Annotated in this window: 13 protein-coding genes; 2 read left to right on the top strand and 11 right to left on the bottom strand. The window is 29.1% G+C overall.

Annotated features, from left to right (window positions below; genetic code table 11):
- Positions 1 to 32: 32 nt before the first annotated feature.
- The 6 genes from UEQ13_RS01515 to UEQ13_RS01490 form a co-directional block, all read right to left on the bottom strand.
- On the bottom strand, positions 33 to 1,550 hold the full coding sequence (locus UEQ13_RS01515; RefSeq protein ID WP_329804588.1) for a hypothetical protein: 1,518 nt from the start codon (positions 1,548 to 1,550) through the stop codon (positions 33 to 35).
- A complete protein-coding gene (locus UEQ13_RS01510; RefSeq protein WP_329804587.1) occupies positions 1,547 to 2,560 on the bottom strand; it encodes a nucleoid-associated protein in 1,014 nt (337 codons plus the stop codon). Before UEQ13_RS01510 ends, UEQ13_RS01515 begins: the two co-directional genes overlap by 4 nt.
- A 437-nt stretch (positions 2,561 to 2,997) precedes the next feature.
- Positions 2,998 to 3,930, bottom strand: a complete 933-nt coding sequence (locus tag UEQ13_RS01505) for a relaxase/mobilization nuclease domain-containing protein (RefSeq protein ID WP_329804586.1) — start codon at positions 3,928 to 3,930, stop codon at positions 2,998 to 3,000.
- Positions 3,911 to 4,264 (bottom strand): plasmid mobilization protein, encoded by a 354-nt coding sequence (locus tag UEQ13_RS01500; protein ID WP_329804585.1) that lies wholly within the window; start codon positions 4,262 to 4,264, stop codon positions 3,911 to 3,913. The genes UEQ13_RS01505 and UEQ13_RS01500 overlap by 20 nt, the downstream gene beginning before the upstream one ends.
- Positions 4,265 to 4,855: 591 nt before the next feature.
- On the bottom strand, positions 4,856 to 5,365 hold the full coding sequence (locus UEQ13_RS01495; protein ID WP_329804584.1) for a hypothetical protein: 510 nt from the start codon (positions 5,363 to 5,365) through the stop codon (positions 4,856 to 4,858).
- On the bottom strand, positions 5,362 to 6,129 hold the full coding sequence (locus tag UEQ13_RS01490) for a hypothetical protein (RefSeq protein WP_329804583.1): 768 nt from the start codon (positions 6,127 to 6,129) through the stop codon (positions 5,362 to 5,364). Before UEQ13_RS01490 ends, UEQ13_RS01495 begins: the two co-directional genes overlap by 4 nt.
- Positions 6,130 to 6,551: 422 nt before the next feature.
- Here UEQ13_RS01490 and UEQ13_RS01485 point away from each other — a divergent pair, with 422 nt between their 5' ends.
- Both UEQ13_RS01485 and UEQ13_RS01480 read left to right on the top strand, forming a co-directional pair.
- Complete coding sequence (locus UEQ13_RS01485) at positions 6,552 to 7,115, top strand: hypothetical protein (RefSeq protein WP_329804582.1); 564 nt, start codon at positions 6,552 to 6,554, stop codon at positions 7,113 to 7,115.
- A gap of 4 nt (positions 7,116 to 7,119) precedes the next feature.
- On the top strand, positions 7,120 to 7,251 hold the full coding sequence (locus UEQ13_RS01480) for a hypothetical protein (protein WP_329804581.1): 132 nt from the start codon (positions 7,120 to 7,122) through the stop codon (positions 7,249 to 7,251).
- Between the two features lie 782 nt (positions 7,252 to 8,033).
- Here the strand turns inward: UEQ13_RS01480 and UEQ13_RS01475 are convergent.
- The 5 genes from UEQ13_RS01475 to UEQ13_RS01455 form a co-directional block, all read right to left on the bottom strand.
- Positions 8,034 to 9,461, bottom strand: coding sequence for a S41 family peptidase (locus UEQ13_RS01475; RefSeq protein ID WP_329804580.1), 1,428 nt, complete (start codon positions 9,459 to 9,461; stop codon positions 8,034 to 8,036).
- 184 nt (positions 9,462 to 9,645) lie between these two features.
- Positions 9,646 to 10,455: a DUF3667 domain-containing protein gene (locus UEQ13_RS01470; RefSeq protein WP_329804579.1), complete on the bottom strand. Its 810-nt coding sequence runs from the start codon at positions 10,453 to 10,455 to the stop codon at positions 9,646 to 9,648.
- A 447-nt stretch (positions 10,456 to 10,902) separates the two neighbouring features.
- Complete coding sequence (locus UEQ13_RS01465; protein ID WP_329804578.1) at positions 10,903 to 12,870, bottom strand: OmpA family protein; 1,968 nt, start codon at positions 12,868 to 12,870, stop codon at positions 10,903 to 10,905.
- A 10-nt stretch (positions 12,871 to 12,880) separates the two neighbouring features.
- Positions 12,881 to 13,786: a PorP/SprF family type IX secretion system membrane protein gene (locus tag UEQ13_RS01460; RefSeq protein ID WP_329804645.1), complete on the bottom strand. Its 906-nt coding sequence runs from the start codon at positions 13,784 to 13,786 to the stop codon at positions 12,881 to 12,883.
- 51 nt (positions 13,787 to 13,837) lie between these two features.
- A partial coding sequence (locus tag UEQ13_RS01455) for an Ig-like domain-containing protein (protein ID WP_329804577.1) occupies positions 13,838 to 17,209 on the bottom strand: 3,372 nt, incomplete at its 5' end.

The raw sequence follows: 17,209 nt of genomic DNA, 5'->3' as shown, positions 1-17,209 counted from the left end.
TGTTTAAATAGTGTTACTGTGTTATTTTTTAACTATTTAGCTGTTGTTGGGATAGGTTTTGGGTTGTTTTTTTTGTAGCAATTTTTATTAGACTTGCAGGGTTCAACTTTTTCAATCGATTTGTTATTTTTTAAGTTTTTGAAATTAATGTAATCGGAAGTAGTAAAAAGCACTACTAAAAATATTATTAATGTAGAAGCCCATAATTTAATATAAAGATTTTTTCTTTTATCTAAAAACTCAATTTCATCATTATATTCATTATCATTTTTAAGAATAATATCTATATCTTCTTTTAAAAGTAAGTCAAGACTTCTGTCCTTAATATTATTATATTTTTGATTTATTCGTTTTTTTTCAAGTGACAAAATCCAAATCGAAAACAATAAAAAAAGAAATGATAAAAGCAAAAGTCCAAGAGCCATAATTGTTGCTTCTTTATTTATTAATGAAGTAACGTCACTTTTTGTGTAAACTTTTAAAACAAAAATAGTAAGATAAAATGTAATAAAAACAAAGATTGATTTTTGAAAATTGCTGTAGAAAGTTTCTAATGAAGAATTAACTTTATTTGAAACTTGTTCAACTTGTTCATGGATTTTATTTCTAGCTTCAATATATTTAGAAATATTACCTTTTATATAAGTGTTGTTTGCTGATAATATTGAATTGAAAGTGTTTTCATTAATCTCAATATTATTTTCTTTGAGATAAATTGAAAGTATGTTTCTTGCTATTCCAATCTTATCTTCAATCTTATTTTTTTCGGAGTAAATCCAATTAAAAACCTTTTCATAGATTTGTAACGAATCGGTTTTTAATTTATCAAATCCAAATTCAAATTCAAGTGTTTTAAAGCCACTAATCTTTAAATTTATATTGTTTTTTTTAAATTCTGATTTATCAAAAATATGTACAAGTATAAATGCAAAGTAGATTTTATTTATTATGTTTACTAAAGCAATATTGTTAGTTGTTTCATTCAAATTAAAGTCATTAGGAGAAAACTTAAATTCAGACAAATTAGTAAAGTGACATTGATTACTTATTTTATATTCAATTTCATTAATGTTTTTAGATATTAACTTTTGATTATATCCAATATATGATGATGACGATTTAGTTTCATCAAATTTATTATAAAAAATTATTCCATTTGAGAACTTATTTGAAAATATTTTAAGAAGATCTTCAAGATTTATGTTATCGATGTTTTTTATGAATTCATTTTCATTAAAAATAATAACATTGATTCCTTTTTTAAATATTTGTAGACTAATATTTAATTCTGTTAAATCTTCTAAATCATCAATATTTATAATGATAAAATTTGACTGACTAATAGAATAATTGATTTCATCAATTACAAAGTTCCATTCATAGTCATAATTTATAATTTCTGAATTAAATAAATTGTAAGATTCTTGATTAAACTTTTTAATTAGGCTACAGTCAACTTTTCCAGTATATTTTAACTCATAATTATTAAGATTATCTACGTCACTTAAAATATTTATTGTTGGAAAGAAGTCAGTTATTAATTTTATCATTTTAATAAATCTTTTAATTGGTCATAGCCTTCAGATGACAATATTTTCAAATACTTTGAACCATTTTCTTCAATAGGTTCAATTATGTTTTTAAGATTTTCAACATAATCATCAATATTAAGATATAGATTATGGTCTAATCTAATTTTATGTTGTACCTTTTTGTTTATTTTTTTCTTTGTGATTACAAATTGTGTGTCAAAACCTTTTTTTGATGGTAATTCTTCTAATCTTTTAATTATCTTATCTTTTGGGAACTCTGGATTAATAGGCGTATAATTTTTAAATACTTCATCTAATAACTCTGTAAAATTAAATTTGTCTTTATTTCTATAATGTCCAATCATTGAATTTCTTAAAATTAAAAAATCTGCATAGAATTTTTTTCTATGAGGAATTAAAACTTTATCAATTTCGTTTAATGAAAGTTCAGTATTCTTATCATCTGTGTTTTTTTGAATCAATTCTAGAAAATCATCCCACCAATATTTACTAGAATTTTTGTCAAAAACATAATTAAAAGTAATGTTATTACTATCGTCAAAATAAACTAATATGGCTTTAAAGACCTTTTTCTTAGTGTTTAGCCCTTTGATAATATCAAAATTAGTTTCACTTAGGACTTCATCGTGTTCTACTTTGCAAATTATTATTTGATTAACATTATCAGTAACAAAATGCAAATGTAGTAAACTACCTTTTTGAATTTCAATATCTAATCTATTCATTCTTTCTTGAGATATTTTTTCTTTCTCAAGTAATCTTTTTGCGTTATTTAATATTAAATCATCAAGGTTTTCTATGTTCTCTAATATTGATTTTAAAGAATTTTTTATTTCAGTATTACCATCTTTAAAGCTATACTCCCTTTTATTCGGTTGTTCTAAAATCTCTTTTACCAAAGAATCAATATATACATTTAAATTAATCGAAGTCCCATCAAGTTTAATGTTATTTACTGAATTGTTTTTAACATCAATGTGATGCAAAAAAATATTTTCTATTTTCATTTATGTTGAGTTAAATTGTTGTTGTTAATTTTTTTATATTTTATAATTCTAACTTTACAATATAATTTCAAATATAGAGAAAAGTAATACCTATACAATACGTAAAAATACCTGGTTTTTGAACTAGGTATTTTTACGGGGTATCATTGGGAGCTAACTTAAATATGCAGTTTGTAGTGCTAGTCTGAAAAAATTTATAACGTTTAAAAATTTAAGAGTACATATTTGCAATTTTAATTTTGTTTTTCATCCCTTCCTCAACTTCCTCAACAAATACTCCGTAGCCTCAGCATCTGAAATCAATTGTTTCTTTTTTGTAGCTATTTTGGGTTTAGGTATTAAAGCAGATTGCACACGAAGCATAGTATACAAGCGAGCTACTTCCGTTTCTGGAAGTGCTTGTATTACTTGGTATGCAGTTTCTGCTTTCATATTAATTATCTTCTAAATCTAAATTTTGGTTTATTATTTATTTCATTTCTTGTATTTTCCCCCAAATTACCTTTTGGTTGTCTACTATCGTTTTGCCTGTTTGTTTCAGTTGTTCTGATAGTTCGTTTTGTTTCTTCTCTAGTTTCTCTATTTCCGATATCAATCGTTGAAATAAGATTATTGTTTCTGTCTTGTTCATCTTTAAGTTTAAGTTTTAAGTTATTCCATGATAAATTTTTATGTATTTTACTTCCTTTGTAGGTAGTGTCTTTATATTCAAATGAAATCCCAGAAATAGTTCCACTTGAACTAGTATTTAATTTGGTGTTTATGTCATTTTCTTTGAGTTTTTCAATAAACTCGTTTAGTAATAGATTTTGTTTCAAAGTTTCAGTTATTATGTTTTGAAGTTGTAACCTATCGGGGGCTTCGCCAGTACGAATACATTTCTCAATTTCCCCTTTTGTTAAAATATTGGATTCTTCCTTTTGAATCAATTGTGTCAACTTGAATTTTTTTTCAAGTTCTCTAATAAGTGTTTCACTTCTTTTATAATCTTGTGAATCCGAAACAACTTCTCCTGAAAACTTAACCCTATTAGCCACCAGATGAATATGAGAATGATCTTGATCAGTATGTTTATAAACAATGTATTGGTTATCATCAAAGCCCATTCCTTCCAAATAGTCTCTAGCTAAATTTCCAAACTCATCATCTGTGAGTTTATCCGAGTAGGGTAAATTCAAAGATGTATGATAAACTACTTTTGCTAAATTGGGTCGAAGTTGTCGAACGATATTAAACTCTTTTGTCTGTTGAACTACTGAACCTGGCGAAATATTCGAATCAATAATGCAACCTTGTTCTTTGTCAACTTTTTTCTGATTGTATGCCAATACACCATAGAAATCTTTTCCTTTAATCTGCTTTGCTATCATTTAAAAGTTGTTTTTTAATTTGATTTAGCGATTCACTTAAATAGTACAATTCATCTTTTAATCCATTAAGGTTTGGGTTGTTTTGATTTACCCTTTTAGTTAATTGATTAATGTTATTTCCAATTCTGCTTAATTCAATTAAAAGCTCTCTGTTAATTCCAGACATCATATGTTTTGGAAGTTGTTTTTTTAGAGCTTTTATTCTAATAAATTCTACAACATTCACTCCGTATAATTTTGAAAATTCTTCCAAAATGAGTTGCTCTTCAAGTGTAACACGAATGTTAATTTGTAAAACTTTTAAACTCTCGAATGTTTTTTTTGGTCTTGCCATTGTTCAATAATTTTTCAGAATTTTATTAAAATGAAATCGTTAAAATTTTCATTTTGAATTCTAATAACAAGACAAATTTAGAGGAGTAAAAGATAGCGAAAACGGTTTACCGTACATAAAAATTATGTACGGTAAAATTTGATTTTTGTTAAATAAAATTCTAAAAATCATTTTTAAAATGTTACTTCAAAACTTGAATTATAAAAAATTTAGTTTCTTGATTTTACGAATTAAATAAAATATTTCGTCTAACCATTATACTGAATTAAAGCGGGGTGTGGGGTGCAACCCTGCCAAGCCATGTGACTGTAGGGAACGTTTTTGCTATCAAAAACATGGCTTGCTTCATGACTACCCGATTAGTTAGGGTTAAAGTAGAGTAGGAGTTTGTTTTGTTTTTTTAAGGAAAGTATTTTAAAACAATAAGGGAAAAGAAAATGCTGAATAGAAATAAAAAAATGAAATTATTCTAAGCTTATTTAAGATTGCAATTTATAATAGTTCAAAAAAAAAAGCTTAATTAAATTCGAGTTTAAGCAAATTTAATTAAGCAAGATTTTTAAAAAGTCATTTTTTTAAATATAAAATAATCTACTTATCAATTAGATCATGATAAAGTTTAATAAAAGGTTCAATAGCTTCTTTTTTATCAAAATAAGAATCTGGTAAGAGACATAACAATTCTAACGATTTTATATATTGATGCATTTTATGATTATTATCTTCATAATATTCACGTGGTTTTTTTGGATGCGTTTCCTGTGGTGTTTTGAAATTTGTTTTATTTCTGTTATCAATAATAAATCTACTATTCGCTTTATTTTCATAATACTCAAATATCATATCTTCAGGATATACACTTTCTTTAAAAAAGTATTCTTGTAAGATAACAATTAAAGCTCGTCTTCTTGATAATGATTCTTGCATTTTTATCATAAAGCCTTTAAGCAATGGACTTGATTCTTGCAAATCTTCATGAAAAGATTTTAAATCTTTAATGTTAAATGTTTTATCACTTCTAGAGATTTCACGAATGTTTTTCTCATATTTATTTACTATTTCTATTACTTCTGATAAATTCTTATCAATTAACTGCCTCATATTCCTTTTCCTTTGCCATTACTCCATTTAAAATTCAAACTTCTGTTTAAAGATTCTTTGAAGATATTAATTTTTAAACTCAATTCAAAAGCATTCTCTTTTACAATATAACTAGTCAGTGCATAACTATAATAGGGGACTATTTTTTCTTTTATAATTCTCTCTCGTAAAGCAAACACAAGAAGTAATGATTCGTGAGTTTTTAGATTGGCTTTAGATTCTGAAATCTTTTTTCCGATTTTTATTAAATAATTGTTCTCTTTTTCCAAAACGCTTTTAATTTCCAAAGACCTTATTTCTAATATAGTAGGATTAATAATAATCTTTGAAAATTCCTGGATGAAAAACTTTCCAAATTCCCAATTCCTAATGCTCATGTGGTCCAATAAAGCCATTTCTACAAAATCGATAATTTCATTATTTTTAAATATATTATCAAAACGAAATGGATTTTTCTCAATATGATTTAACCATCCAGTATAATATCTATCAAGATTTTCAATCATATGTCTTCCAAAATCTCTAGTTATATTGAATAGAGGAGCTTTTTCAACAAGGATAATGTTTAATTTATCTATATCGTTATTTGTGAAATTTGGATAATGAAATTTAATGCAAAAAAGCAAAGAAATCATTGATTTTATTTCATCGCTTGTAAGTAGTATTGGTTCTTTAGTAATTACATTATTAGCAAAGTATTTCGATCTAATATCTAAGAATGCAATCTGATCATGTTTTCGATATTCTAATGTTTTTATTTTCACTTTTTAGGGGTTTAAATTTCAGCGGCAAATGTATTTAAATTCGAATTAAATTCACAAATTTTTTTTAATATTTTTTTGTTTAACTAATTGAAAATCAAAAACATATTAATAATATTAATACCTAAATAGCATATATTAATATTATTAAGAAATCAAGTAAATTTTTCAAAAATAAATGAAATATTATCTTCAAAACTTGATTAAAATTCACAATACATTTCTTAAGTTTGTACCAAGAAAAATAATTTTAATCGCGTAAGCTATTAATTTGGTCAAAGAAAACTCGGAATCTTCTTTAACAACCAAACTTAATAGACTTACGCCTGTGCAAAATACTTGCGTGGGCGTAGTCTTCTGGTTGTTAGGGTCTCCGAGTACCTCTTTGACAGTTGACTATTGCTTCACGCATTTTTTTGTAACCTATGAACGAGAAAAAAGACTTCAGACCGAAAGATGAAAAATTCAATGTTTTTATCCCATTAGTAAATCTATTATTATTTGAAAAATTTGAATCACCAGGATTTGAATCTGAGAATGAAAAATTATCTCAAAATTTTATTGAATCTACTCAAACAACCAATCAGAAAGCAATTGAAGAAAATTACTTCTTTACAAATAGAATTTACAATTTTCTAACTAAATTGTCTGATGAACAAAGAGCACAAGTTTATTATAATATCGTTGAAAATGATGCATATATAGGCGCAACGACCATCATTTATATAATGAAAGATAACTTGTCATTTGATGAAGAAAGTACATTCATAAGTCAAACTGAAATCTTAAAGGACTTATTTGAGTTTAAGGATGAAGTTAAATTGAGTAAAGCGGTATTTTATTATTTTATTTTTCAATTTGAACATATTATGTATTTGATTTTTTCAGATTTACAATACATTTCAAAAACGGAATATAAAAATATAATATCAAATATTGGTGAAGATAAAAACTTCAAAATTTCAAATAATGTTAATTTTGAAAACTAAGACAATGAGTAAAGAAATAAGTAAAAAAGAGGTTAAAGAATGGTTCAGGAAATTTCGACCTGATTTAGAGATTAATGAAGCTTTTATAGAAGATTTATATAAAGAATATATAAGTAGGAGAGATAATTTTCATTAGATGAAAAGAGTTCTTTTTATAACTATGTAGTATTTAATTATAAATCAGAATTGATTATTTAATTTATTCCATCCTTGAAGGAAATGAGAAATATAATGCATTATTAGAAAGTTGGGTAGAGGAGGACCATGATGCTTTTCATATCAGAAATATCAGGGAGATATTTGATAATAATGACCCGATTGAAAATCAAGAAGAGTATCCTCATCTTGATTTTAATATTGATGTAGAAGTAAAAGTTCTGTGTGTAGAAATGATTATGGGTTATATATGCAAATCATCAGCAAGTAATGTGAACTGAATTAGATAAAAAAACTAAGTGGATTTTTAACTTTGAAATATATAAAACTTCAATAAAGAAACTCTTAGAAATAAGAAGAATTTTTTCTTAAGTACAGAAAATACATATTGTAATGGAAACTTTACGAGTAGAAATGTCTTTAGTCGAATTGTGTTGAAAATATTCCATTTATTAATCTCAATTCATAAGTTGTACAAAGGTTTTTTATAATCAGATTGTAAAAATTGATTATATTTTTTGATAGTTGTGCATAACTAATTCCGCTTCAATAATTTGTGGAATTTCTAAGCCTTTGATTTAAAAGACGGGTAAATTTTTATAAACTACACAAAAAAAGTGATTTAGAGATATGGTTTTAGGTTTAGTTTTCTTTCTTACTTACAATTTTTATATGTACTGAGTAACTCAAATATTGATTTTACAGGAGCTGCTTTTTTTTGTTTAGTTTTTCCTATTGCAAAACTGCTGTTATATGCTGTTTTTATTCTTTTATTAATTTTACTGCTTGTTCTGTCCAATCATTGCCTTTTAAATAAATGTCTGGCTTAAGTCCTTCTTTGTCCACAGAAAATCCTGTGTCTAACCAAAGTTGTCTATTGGTTGGTAGTTGAATGCGAATTGTTGAACAGTTTGTTTTATAATGCACAATATTTCCATAGTCCATCATTCCACCTGAATTTGTTCCCATTACTTCAACTTTATTGCTTTGTCTCGCTACCATTGTAAACAATTCGCCACTACTTACTGTATTTTCATTTATTAATAATGCTATTTTTTTAGGATTAATTTTCACTTTATCAAGTTTTAAAGTGTCTGTTTGTGTTCCACTCTCATTATAAAGTTTACCATAATGAGCTTTCATTTTACTCATTCTTTCGTCAAGTGCCTTTTTGGTTTTGGCGTCTGCATTTTCATAATATTCTTCTATAAATTGATACCACTTTTCGAAATTTGATTGTGTCATTCGCATTTCTGAATTATAATTTAAAATTGGTTTTGTATAGATATAATCTAACAATTGTAAACCAATACTATAATCTCCGCCACTATTGTTGCTTAAATCTAATACCCAATAAGAAGTGCTTTCTAACTTGTCTTTATATTTTTTTAATAAATATTCTGTTTGTTCATATGCGTTATTTTCAAATGATTGAAATTTCCAAATGGCTACATTTTCTTTAAATTTTAAACTTGGAGCATATTTGTCTTTCGACATTTCATATTCCGTTATATCTCTTTTTGTTTTCACTATTGGAAATGTTTTTTCATAAAAAACGATATCGAAATCAAGAATATTATCAACTATTTGAACATTATGTTCAGAAAAATCAGATTTGTCGCCTTCATAGAAAGTGCCTACATATTTTTTATTAATTTTCTTAATAGTCAATTTAACTTCTCCTGCTTTCCAATTTTCATTTTTGGTTTCAATTATTGTAGCGTAAAACAGGTTTGGTTTCACTTGTATTACTGCCAATTTATAACTTGAATTTTCATAAATTCCTTCTATAGGGTCAAGCTTTTTTGTTTTTTTTAAATGATCAGTCAATTGATTTTCTGTCAAATCGGTAGAATGAATTTGAATTTTTTTGTTTTCTATATTAGAATTTATATTTGATTTTGGTTTACTATATTTAATTCTTAAATGTTTATCTTGGAAAAATGAAATCCAATTTTGTAATTGTTTGGCACAAACACTGTCATTGGTTATTTCTTTTGACATCAAATAATGTTTGGTTGTCCAATTGTTATAATCGATAAGATTTTTTGAGTTTACTTTATCATACCAACCGGCATAATTATCTTTTACAATTTGTTTTGATTGTAAAAAAATGCTATCGCACTTGCAACTTTGTGCGAAAGAAGTTTTTGCGAAAAACAGAAGTGAAATAATCAGATATTTTCTCATAAATAATACTATTTTAAATATGTTTATTTTGCGGTAAAATGGAGATAACGGTTCTGGGCTTTGCGTTCGGGCGGGAAATCGAAGCACAAAAGTTCAGTTTTGCACAAAAGTTCAATCGAAGAACTGAACTTGAATTTTGCAAGTCTGTCCGCATGACGTAAAACCCTTATTAGCAGAAGCTTCTTTATTTCTGTTTTAAATATTCCAATGCTTCTGGACCTTTTATCAATGCTATTCCAAACCAAACAACTACTGCAAAAATAATAAAAATCAAATAACCTAAGATTGTCAAGCCTATAACGGCGAGAACTTTTAAAATAATAGTTTTCAAAGGTTTGTCTTTGTAAAATTCTTTGAAAAACAATATCAAAATTATAGGAACAAGTAAAATTGAAAATTGAGTTATATTATAAAATACACTTGGTGAATGTCTAAAAAAGAACATAATTGGATAAACTAAAATTATGCTTATCAAAGTATAAAACGATAGAATGTAAGCATTCATAACAATATGTTCGTAATAATTGTGTCCCCATTTTCTAAAAGCAATTTTTGTTGTCAGAGCAAATAATGGAATATAAAGTAGCATTAATATTGAGTTGTAATTTGACATAAAGAATATTACATCACTCATAAAATTTGAGTTAATGTGTTCTTGCGAAAAATATGTACTCATAATTTCTTTTAGGTTCAAAACCTTAAAAGAAAGAAAAGTTGCAATTCCACTCAATACAAAAACTAATAAAATAGGTTTATAGTGATTTACTCGGTTTCCGTCAATAAATTCTTTTGTCGTTTTGCCAGGATTTTTTAGAATATTCTTTACCGAATAGAGTAGTCCATTGCTTGTGTGAAATACAGTGTATTGTAATTCATTCCAAATGTACTTTTTGTCAATACGTTTAAATTTTTTCTGTCCGCAATTTGAACAAAAATTACCTACAATTACTTCACTACAATTTTTACAATTTTCATTCATATTTATTTCATTCATTTTTTTTTAATTCTTTTACTTTTTTGTAATGTGTATCATTCATAAATTTATATATAAGGAATAAAGGTATAATAAGCGATATGTTGTAAGCACTAAATTTAATACTTATAAAAATAATTCCTGCTAAAATGTAGGTAAGATAAGTCAAGAGTAAATATTTTAGTGTCTTTAAAATGGCTGCCAAAGACCTGTTAGCAGATCTTATTTATTTTCTTTTTCTTTCAATCATTTCGTGTGTATCTAGTGTTTTTTTTCTTTCTATGTTAACTAAGTAAAAAATATTTTACAAAAATTATTTTTAATAGAAAGGAAGAAGAAATTATTAGCTTTATAAACTAATAACGCCCATTATAGTTAATAAAAAATTTCTTCTTCCAAGAGAGTACAAAATGAATTATTCTAAATTAATTGCTAATTTTAGATTTAAAAAAAATTATTTACTAAAAACTAAATTTTTATTATAATAAACTCACTTCTTCTATTTTTTTGATGTTGATCTTCTGAACAAGGAGAAGCATTTGTTGGTTCACAACCACAATCGTTTACTAAAACCAATTCTCCGTAACCTCTTCCGGTTAATCGATCAGCTGCAATTCCATTTTTAATTAACCATGCTATGGTAGATTTTGCTCTTCTGTCAGAAAGGGCAAGATTGTAAGTTGCTGTTTGACGGCAATCGGTATGCGAACGAACGTCAATTTTCATAGTCGGATTTTGTGTCATAACAATTAAAATCTTAGCTAATTCTACTGCAGCATCAGGACGGATGTTTGATTTGTCTAAATCGAAATAAATCATTTTGATTCCTAATGGTCCAGCCAAATCATCACCTGGCTTGAATGGCTTCACAGTTAACTCTAAAGCAACTTTAGAATCGGTTAATCCTGATTCATTTGGAATTGTAACCAAGATTTCATTGGTGTTATAACTTGGTTTTTCGGCTCTAATTTTAAGCTTTGTATCACAATCTACTTTACCAAAGTCATATTTTCCTGAGGCATCAGAAGTTAACTCTTTCAGTTTATTTTCTACTGAGTCGTATAAAATTACTTTTGCATTAGCAATTGGCTCTTGGGAAGCATCATCAACTACAATTCCAGTTAAAAATTGTTCACAATCTTTTGGAATAGGCAAAATTTCAGTGAATTTATAAATATCATCATAACCTAAATTATCTTCTTTTCTATTAGAAGAAACAAAACCATTTTTAGTTTTAGTGTCAATTAAAAAAGCAAAATCATCCATTTTACCATTCACAGGTTCACCAACGTTTTTAATGCTTCCAACACTTCCATCCTCTTTTAATTGGGTCACAAAAACATCTAATCCACCCAGCCCTGGATGACCATCTGAAGCAAAATACAATTCGTTATTGTCAGTAACATAAGGAAATGTTTCTCTACCTTCGGTATTAATTTTATCACCTAAGTTTTCTGGAGTTCCATAGCTGTTTCCAGCATAAATAGTAACTTTATAAATATCTGATTGTTTTTTATTCCCCATTGCTCCGGGCATATTTGAAGCAAAGTATAATGTTTTTTCATCAGGGCTTAAAAAAGGGTGAGCTACACTATATTCGTTACTATTGAATGGTAATTCTGTAACATTGGTCCATTTGTCACCTTCTTTAGTAGCTTTGTATAATTTTAATAAAATAGTACGCTCGCTATCTCTACCTTTTTTACCATTATTAAAATTGTTTCGGGTAAAGTACATCGTATTTCCATCTTTCGTAAATACTGGAGTTGACTCGTGGTATTTAGAACTTACACTTTTAGAGAATTTCTCTGGTGACTCAAAGTTTCCATTATCAGTTACTTTTGCACCATATAAATTGGTATACGATTGATTGGTCCAGCTATGTTTTTTACTACTGATACTTCCTGTATCTCTTGCTGATGCAAATACCAATTCGTCTTTATAAAAAGCTGTTCCATAATCAGAAAATTCTGAATTGATTCCTGCATTTTCAATGCGGTATCTACCTGAGTTTTTCTTAATTTCTGCCAAATAATCTTTTTGAGACATACTAATTTTTGCACGATTATCTGTTCCGTTTTTCTGATAGAATTTTTCCATCATTTGGTCAGCTTTTTTGTAATCACCTGCCGATTTTAGTGTTTGAGCATATCTAAAATAATACTCAGGCTCCACTTCTTGATTCATTGCAAAAAGTTCGGTGTACCATTTATTAGCGTCTTCCAATTTAGATTGAAAGTAATAAGCGTTACCTAATTTTTGAAAGACTTCGGCAGATTTATACCCTTTTTCGGCAACTTTCTCATAAGTTTTAATGGCATTTACATATGCAAACTGCTCATAGTCCTTATTTGCTTTGTTGATTTTAACCTCTTGTGCATTTACTAAAAAGCTTTTTAGTAATATTGCGACTATAACTACTATTCTTGCTATCATATCTTAATTTTTAGAAAAATCTTGGTGAAACAACTTTTTCTGTGTTGCCTTTAAACTCATAACGTAAGAAGATTTCGTGCGAACCCGAGTTGTAGTTAGCAAGTTTGGTTGTTTCTGCATCATACGCATAACCAATCATCCAGTTTTCATTAACTTGAAAACCAGCCAATCCACTCACGGCAGCATCCCAACGCCAAGCGGCACCCAAAACAAACTTTTCGTTAAACATAAAGTTCGCTGTCAAATCTAATTGTAATGGAGCTCCTGTTACTAATTTAGTTAAGAAAGCTGGTTTGAATTTAATGTTATCACTTAAATCAAAAACATACCCTCCTATTAAATAGTAGTGCATTCTTTCTTTTGCAGTTGCTGAGGTATTGTCAATAAAATGTTCCGTTTCTAAAAAATTTGGAACCGATAATCCAGCATATAATTTATCTGAATGAAAGTAAATACCTGCACCAATATTTGGTGAAAGCTTATTGTCGATATTATTTTGGAATTGAGGGTCCGTTAAGTCATATCTATTAAGCTTAGTATAATCTACATTTAATAGATTAGCAGTTCCTTTAATACCAAAAGACAATTTATACGTTTCCGAAGTTGGAATAGTATAGGAGATGTCTGCTGAAATAGTGTTTTCATCAGAAGGACCAATACGGTCATTCACAAACGATATGCCTATTCCAAATTTAGAATTGTTAATAGGTGTGTTTATCGAAGCTACATTAGTAACAGGCGCACCATCTAAACCTACCCATTGGGTTCTGTGCATTCCAAAAATACTCATAACACCTCTACTACCCGCATACGCAGGATTTACATTAATGGTATTATACATATAATTGGTGTACTGAGAATCTTGCTGAGCAAAAGTCTGATTAACATTTCCTAATGTTGCTATAAATAGCAACATCAGGATAGTTAATGTATTATTGTTTTTAATTAACTGTTTCATAATTATTTATTAATTATTTTGAATATATAAGTAACCTGATTTGTCAATTCCATTACCATTCAAATCAACATATTTGATGATGTAGAAATAGGTTCCGGTTGGTAACAATTCATTTCTTGAAATAGTAACGCGTCCATCAGAATATCCTTTAAATACATTACTATTATTATCATAGTTATTTATTCCATATACTTTTATTCCCCAACGGTTGTAAACTTCTACGGTATTGTTTGGATAGCATTCAATACCTTGGATATAGAATATATCATTACTTCCATCTCCATTAGGTGAAACAGCGTTGAAAATAGTAAGCTTACAGCCTTCTAAAATAACAATTGTTGGATCGTCTTCTAATTCACTGTCATCATCTGATAAGTCATCAACTAACTCACCATTTCCCGTTTCTGCACTCGCCGTTGCTTGATTTACAACTGAACCAAATAAAATATCAGCTTGAGTAATTACGTAAGTTGCAGTAAATGTTGTACTATCTGATTGACCAACAGCAAGATCTATAGGACCTCCTGTTAAATCAATTCCTGGAAGAGGATCTGTTACAATAACATCAAATAGAGACATATTACCTGTATTTGTCACAGTAAATGAATACGTTATTGTTTCTCCGGCTTGAGGAAAACCATCTCCATTATTGTCATTAAAAGTCGCTTCTTTAACAATTGCTATAGCTGGTTCTTGTTCAATTTCTACAATAGTACAATCAGGACAAGTAGGATCTACAGGGCAAGTTGTACAAGGAGTAGGGTCTTCAGATTCGTCAGTTACTGGGTCACCATTAGGGTCATTACCAGTTGCAGTTGCTAAATTATATACATATCCAGCATCAATATCAGCTTGCGTTAATGTATATGCTGCTGTATAAGTTGATGTAGCTCCAACGGCAAGAGTAGTTGAACTTGAACCTGCTTGTGGAGTAGAACTCACATAAACTGGGTTTGGTAAAACTCCTGTTCCACTAAAATTAGCCGCAGTTTCTAATACATTTATCCCTGTTAATGGTACATTACCAGTATTAGTAACTGAATAAGTGTACGTAATAACATTTCCTGATAAACTACTGTCTTTTATTATCTCAATTGCTGGAGCTGGGTTTATAGTTAAATAAACTGTCGCTGTATCACAAGCTTGAGGAGTTCCGTTATCACATATAGTGTAAGTAAACAGGTCTGGTCCATAATAACCTACAGTTGGTGTATAAACAAATGTTCCATCAGGATTCATCACTACTGTACCATTTTGTGGTTGTGTATTCGATGTAACCGTTTGAGTATTTCCTTCTGGATCTGTATCATTAACCAATACACTTCCTGTAATTGTTGGTCCATTACCATTATAAGCATCATCATTAGCATTAGTATCATTTGTAGTGTTTGTTGGCTCTACTGTAATAGTTACTGTTGCTGTATCACATGCTTGTGGTGTAGCATTATCACATATTTGATATACAAAGGTATCTACTCCTACGAAACCTGGATTTGGTGTGTAAACACCTGTTACAGGATCGAATGTTCCATTTGTTGGTGGAGTAACTACTGTAGGAGTTCCAATTGTATCTCCATTTGGATCAAAATCATTTGATAAAATGTTGATTATTACTGGTTGTCCTTGCTCTGTTGTTGCAGTATCATTATTTGCAACTACATCATTTACTGGTGTACATGATGGCGTAGTACAAGGTACTGGCATAACTTCAATTGTCAACGTTGCTGTATCACATGCTTGAGGTATTCCACTATCACATACTGTGTACGTGTGAACAAATGTCCCTGTGAATCCTGTTGCAGGCGTGAATGTGTACGTTCCGTTTGCATTCAATACTAATGTACCTTCTGGCGTTGTAGTAGTTGAAGCTGTTACCGTTTGTGTATGACCTTGTGGGTCTGAATCATTCGTTAATACATTTCCAGAAACTGGTACGTTTACAAAAGTATTATTGATATCATTATCCGCATTTGTCGTGTTTACTGGGTTTATAGTTAAATAAACTGTCGCTGTATCACAAGCTTGAGGAGTTCCGTTATCACATATAGTGTAAGTAAACTGGTCTGGTCCTGAGTACTCTCCTGTTGGAGTGTAAACAAATGTTCCATCAGGATTCATCACTACTGTACCATGTTGTGGTTGTGTATTCGATGTAACCGTTTGAGTATTTCCTTCTGGATCTGTATCATTAACTAATACACTTCCATTGATTGGCTCGTATTGACTACCATTATAAGCATCATCATTAGCATTAGTATCATTTGTAGTGTTTGTTGGCTCTACTGTAATAGTTACTGTTGCTGTATCACATGCTTGTGGTGTAGCATTATCACATATTTGATATACAAAGGTATCTACTCCTACGAAACCTGGATTTGGTGTGTAAACACCTGTTACAGGATCGAATGTTCCATTTGTTGGTGGAGTAACTACTGTAGGAGTTCCAATTGTATCTCCATTTGGATCAAAATCATTTGATAAAATGTTGATTATTACTGGTTGTCCTTGCTCTGTTGTTGCAGTATCATTATTTGCAACTACATCATTTACTGGTGTACATGATGGCGTAGTACAAGGTACTGGCATAACTTCAATTGTCAACGTTGCTGTATCACATGCTTGAGGTATTCCACTATCACATACTGTGTACGTGTGAACAAATGTCCCTGTGAATCCTGTTGCAGGCGTGAATGTGTACGTTCCGTTTGCATTCAATACTAATGTACCTTCTGGCGTTGTAGTAGTTGAAGCTGTTACCGTTTGTGTATGACCTTGTGGGTCTGAATCATTCGTTAATACATTTCCAGAAACTGGTACGTTTACAAAAGTATTATTGATATCATTATCCGCATTTGTCGTGTTTACTGGGTTTATAGTTAAATAAACTGTCGCTGTATCACAAGCTTGAGGAGTTCCGTTATCACATATAGTGTAAGTAAACTGGTCTGGTCCTGAGTACTCTCCTGTTGGCGTGTAAACAAATGTTCCATCAGGATTCATCACTACTGTACCATGTTGTGGTTGTGTATTCGATGTAACCGTTTGTGTATTACCTTCTGGATCTGTATCATTAGCTAATACACTTCCAGTTATTGGTTGATATTGGTCACCATTGTAAGCATCATCATTAGCATAAGTTTCATTGGTAGTATTTGTCGGTACTACTGTAATGGTTACTACTGCTGTATCACATGCTTGTGGTGTTCCGTTATCACATACTTGGTAAACAAATGTATCTTCTCCTACAAAACCTGGGTTTGGTGTATAAACTCCTGTTACAGGGTTAAATGTTCCATTTGTTGGTGGAGTGACAATTGTTGGTGTACCTAATGTGTCTCCATTTGGATCAAAATCATTTGATAAAATGTTGATAGTTACCGG

Source organism: Flavobacterium facile, assembly GCF_036321945.1.
Taxonomy (GTDB): Bacteria; Bacteroidota; Bacteroidia; order Flavobacteriales; family Flavobacteriaceae; genus Flavobacterium; species Flavobacterium facile.
This window is presented reverse-complemented; position numbering and strand designations above follow the sequence as displayed.

Excerpts from the sequence above, each read along its gene's own strand:
- UEQ13_RS01515 (WP_329804588.1), bottom strand. The coding sequence starts at position 1,550 with ATGATAAAATTAATAACTGACTTCTTTCCAACAATAAATATTTTAAGT.
- UEQ13_RS01510 (WP_329804587.1), bottom strand. The coding sequence starts at position 2,560 with ATGAAAATAGAAAATATTTTTTTGCATCACATTGATGTTAAAAACAAT.
- UEQ13_RS01505 (WP_329804586.1), bottom strand. The coding sequence starts at position 3,930 with ATGATAGCAAAGCAGATTAAAGGAAAAGATTTCTATGGTGTATTGGCA.
- UEQ13_RS01500 (WP_329804585.1), bottom strand. The coding sequence starts at position 4,264 with ATGGCAAGACCAAAAAAAACATTCGAGAGTTTAAAAGTTTTACAAATT.
- UEQ13_RS01495 (WP_329804584.1), bottom strand. The coding sequence starts at position 5,365 with ATGAGGCAGTTAATTGATAAGAATTTATCAGAAGTAATAGAAATAGTA.
- UEQ13_RS01485 (WP_329804582.1), top strand. The coding sequence starts at position 6,552 with ATGAACGAGAAAAAAGACTTCAGACCGAAAGATGAAAAATTCAATGTT.
- UEQ13_RS01480 (WP_329804581.1), top strand. The coding sequence starts at position 7,120 with ATGAGTAAAGAAATAAGTAAAAAAGAGGTTAAAGAATGGTTCAGGAAA.
- UEQ13_RS01475 (WP_329804580.1), bottom strand. The coding sequence starts at position 9,461 with ATGAGAAAATATCTGATTATTTCACTTCTGTTTTTCGCAAAAACTTCT.
- UEQ13_RS01470 (WP_329804579.1), bottom strand. The coding sequence starts at position 10,455 with ATGAATGAAATAAATATGAATGAAAATTGTAAAAATTGTAGTGAAGTA.
- UEQ13_RS01465 (WP_329804578.1), bottom strand. The coding sequence starts at position 12,870 with ATGATAGCAAGAATAGTAGTTATAGTCGCAATATTACTAAAAAGCTTT.
- UEQ13_RS01460 (WP_329804645.1), bottom strand. The coding sequence starts at position 13,786 with ATGTTGCTATTTATAGCAACATTAGGAAATGTTAATCAGACTTTTGCT.